This window comes from Streptomyces longispororuber (assembly GCF_024448165.1).
In the GTDB taxonomy this organism is placed as follows: Bacteria; Actinomycetota; Actinomycetes; order Streptomycetales; family Streptomycetaceae; genus Streptomyces; species Streptomyces longispororuber_A.
Window position 1 is genome coordinate 1 of sequence record NZ_JAMOLN010000391.1, and the last position, 3,348, is coordinate 3,348.

4 protein-coding genes are annotated in these 3,348 nt (G+C 74.4%); all 4 read left to right on the forward strand.

The genetic code is table 11. The annotated features are described in order from the left end of the window. Window positions 1-113: 113 nt before the first annotated feature. Window positions 114-998, forward strand: coding sequence for a sugar phosphate isomerase/epimerase family protein (locus tag M4J07_RS47155; RefSeq protein ID WP_255983462.1), 885 nt, complete (start codon window positions 114-116; stop codon window positions 996-998). Further along, window positions 995-1,633 carry an EboA domain-containing protein gene (locus M4J07_RS47160; protein WP_255983465.1) on the forward strand — a complete coding sequence of 213 codons (639 nt, stop codon included), beginning with the start codon at window positions 995-997 and terminating at the stop codon, window positions 1,631-1,633. Before M4J07_RS47155 ends, M4J07_RS47160 begins: the two co-directional genes overlap by 4 nt. Continuing rightward, window positions 1,633-2,484 (forward strand): TatD family hydrolase, encoded by an 852-nt coding sequence (locus M4J07_RS47165; RefSeq protein ID WP_255983467.1) that lies wholly within the window; start codon window positions 1,633-1,635, stop codon window positions 2,482-2,484. The genes M4J07_RS47160 and M4J07_RS47165 overlap by 1 nt, the downstream gene beginning before the upstream one ends. Window positions 2,485-2,487: 3 nt before the next feature. Continuing rightward, window positions 2,488-3,348: metabolite traffic protein EboE (eboE, locus tag M4J07_RS47170; protein WP_255983469.1), on the forward strand; the 861-nt coding region annotated here is incomplete at its 3' end.

Genomic DNA, 3,348 nt, shown 5'->3' on the forward strand with positions numbered 1-3,348 from the left:
ATGATCCCGCTCCAGGCCGCCCTCGCCGCGAAGTCGGGCGCCCCGGGCACCGCGCTGCTCACCGCCGCCCTCGCCCCACTGGCCCGCCGCTTCGCGAAGAAGGTGAGCGTCACATGACCGCCGACCCGCCGCGCGCCACCCCGCGCTGGGGCTACGGCACCAACGGCCTCACCGACCTCCGCCTCGACGACGCCCTCGCCCTCCTCGCCGACCTCGGCTACGACGGCGTCGGCCTCACGCTCGACCACATGCACCTCGACCCGCTGGCCCCGGACCTCGCGGCCCGCACCCGCCAGGTCGCCCGCACCCTGGACCGGCACGGCCTCACCGCCACCGTCGAGACCGGCGCCCGCTACGTCCTCGACCCGCGCCGCAAACACGGCCCCTCCCTCCTCGACCCCGACCCGGACGCCCGCGCCGCCCGCACCCGGCTGCTGATCCGCGCCGTCCAGGTCGCCGCCGACCTGAACGCCCACGCGGTGCACTGCTTCAGCGGCATCACCCCCGAGGGCACGGACGAGGACACCGCCTGGAAGCGCCTGGCCGACGCGCTGGGCCCCGTCCTGGACGTGGCGGCCGGCGCCGGAATCCCGCTCGCCGTCGAGCCGGAGCCCGGCCACCTCCTCGGCACGCTCGCCGACTTCCACCGGCTGCGCCGCACCCTCGGCAGCCCCGACGCGCTCGGCCTCACCCTCGACATCGGCCACTGCCAGTGCCTGGAACCCGACCCGCCCGCCGACTGCGTGCGCGCGGCGGCGCCCTGGCTGAAGCACGTCCAGATCGAGGACATGCGCCGCGGAGTCCACGAACACCTGCCGTTCGGCGACGGCGAGATCGACTTCCCGCCCGTCCTGGCCGCGCTCGCCGCCACCGGCTACCAGGGCCTGACCGTCGTCGAACTGCCCCGCCACTCCCACGCCGGACCCCAACTGGCCGCCGCCTCTCTCCCGTTCCTCCGTGAGGCGGCACGAGCAGCAGCACGAGGAGGCAGCGCATGAACCAGCCCACCAGCCTCACCGCCGTCCGCGCCCACCTCGACACGGCCCTCTCCGGAGCCGCCCGCGCCTGGCTCGACCAGGCCCTCGCCGAGGCGGCCGCCGCCACCGGACACGGCGACGAGAAGAACCCGCCCGTCTGGGAGCTGCGGTTCGCCGAAGCCGGACGCCGCACCGGCCAGGAGCACGCCGACGCCGCCCGCGTCGTCCTCCTGCACGCCGCCCGCGCCGACACCGGCACCCTCGCCCGCCTGTACGCCGAGGGCACCGCGGCCGAACGCCGCGCCGTCCTGCACGCCCTGCCCCACCTCGTCCCAGGACCCGAAGGGCTCCCGCTCGTCGAGGACGCGCTGCGCACCAACGACACCCGGCTGGTCGCCGCCGCCGTCGGCCCGTACGCGGCCGAGCACCTGCCCGCCCACGCCTGGCGGCACTCCGTCCTGAAGTGCCTGTTCACCGGCGTCCCCGTCGACGCCGTCGCCGAACTGTGGCGACGCGCCCACGGCGACACCGAACTCGCCCGCATGCTCGGCGACTTCGCGCAGGAACGCACCGCCGCCGGCCGGCCCGTCCCCGACGACCTGCAGCGCGTCCTGGCCCTGACCGCCCCCGCGCCCCCCACGGTGAAGGAGTCCTGATGCGCATCTTCGACCCGCACATCCACATGACGTCGCGCACCACCGACGACTACCAGGCCATGTACGCGGCCGGCGTGCGCGCCCTCGTCGAACCCGCCTTCTGGCTGGGCCAGCCCCGCACCTCGCCCGCCTCCTTCTTCGACTACTTCGACGCCCTCCTGGGCTGGGAGCCCTTCCGCGCCGCCCAGTACGGCATCGCCCACCACTGCACGATCGCCCTCAACCCCAAAGAGGCCAACGATCCGCGCTGCACGCCGGTGATCGACGCGCTGCCCCGCTACCTCGTCAAGGACAACGTCGTCGCCGTCGGCGAGATCGGCTACGACTCCATGACCCCCGCCGAGGACACCGCGCTCGCCGCCCAGCTCCAACTGGCCGCCGACCACGAACTGCCCGCCCTCGTGCACACCCCGCACCGCGACAAGCTCGCCGGGCTGCGCCGCACCCTCGACGTGGTCCGCGAGTCCGCGCTGCCCGTGGACCGGGTACTGATCGACCACCTCAACGAGACCACCGTCAAGGAGGCCAAGGACGCCGGGAGCTGGCTCGGCTTCTCCGTCTATCCGGACACCAAGATGGACGAGGACCGGATGGTCGAGATCCTGCGCACCTACGGCCCCGAGAAGGTGCTGGTCAACTCCGCCGCGGACTGGGGCAGGAGCGACCCGCTCAAGACCCGCCTGGTCGCCGACGCGATGCTCGCCGGGGGCTTCACCGAGGACGACGTCGACCGCGTCCTGTGGCGCAACCCGGTCGCCTTCTACGGACTCAGCGGCCGCCTCCAACTCGACGTCCCCGCACCGGAGTCCGCCACCCACGAGGGCAACTCCATCCTGCGCGGGGGAGCGTGACCCATGCGCTTCCGGCACCCCGACGGCTCGACCGTCCACCTCGCGTACTGCACGAACGTGCACCCCGCGGAGACCCTCGACGGGGTCCTCGCCCAGCTCCGCGACCACTGCGAACCCGTCCGCAAGCGTCTGGGCCGCGACCGCCTCGGCATCGGCCTGTGGCTCGCCAAGGACGCCGCCCGCTCCCTGATCACCGACCCCGCGGCCCTGCGCGGCCTGCGCACCGAACTCGACCGGCGCGGCCTGGAGGTCGTCACCCTCAACGGCTTCCCGTACGAGGGCTTCGGCGCCGAAGAGGTCAAGTACCGCGTGTACCAGCCGGACTGGGCCGACCCGGAGCGCCTCGCCCACACCACCGACCTGGCCCGGCTGCTCGCCGCGCTGCTGCCCGCCGACGTCACCGAGGGCACCGTCTCCACCCTCCCGCTCGCCTGGCGCACCGCCTACGACGAGCGGCGCGCCGACGCCGCCCGCACCGCCCTGGTCACCCTCGCCGAACGCCTCGACGCGCTGGAGGAACTGACCGGCAACTCCGTCCGCGTCGGCCTGGAACCCGAACCCGGCTGCACCGTCGAGACCACCGCCGACGCCATCGCCCCGCTCACCGCCGTCGCCCGCCCCGACCGCATCGGCCTCTGCCTCGACACCTGCCACCTCGCCACCTCCTTCGAGGACCCCGCCACCGCGCTCGACGGTCTGGCCGCCGCCCGCATCCCCGTCGTCAAGTCCCAGCTCTCCGCCGCCCTGCACGCCGAACACCCCCGCCTCCCCTCCGTGCGCGAGGCCCTCGCCGCCTTCGACGAACCCCGCTTCCTGCACCAGACCCGCACCGTCACCGCCGACGGCCTGCACGGCACCGACGAC

Bases quoted from the DNA above. Each gene is read 5' to 3' on its own strand.
- M4J07_RS47155 (WP_255983462.1), top strand. From the start codon at position 114: ATGACCGCCGACCCGCCGCGCGCCACCCCGCGCTGGGGCTACGGCACC.
- M4J07_RS47165 (WP_255983467.1), top strand. From the start codon at position 1,633: ATGCGCATCTTCGACCCGCACATCCACATGACGTCGCGCACCACCGAC.
- M4J07_RS47160 (WP_255983465.1), top strand. From the start codon at position 995: ATGAACCAGCCCACCAGCCTCACCGCCGTCCGCGCCCACCTCGACACG.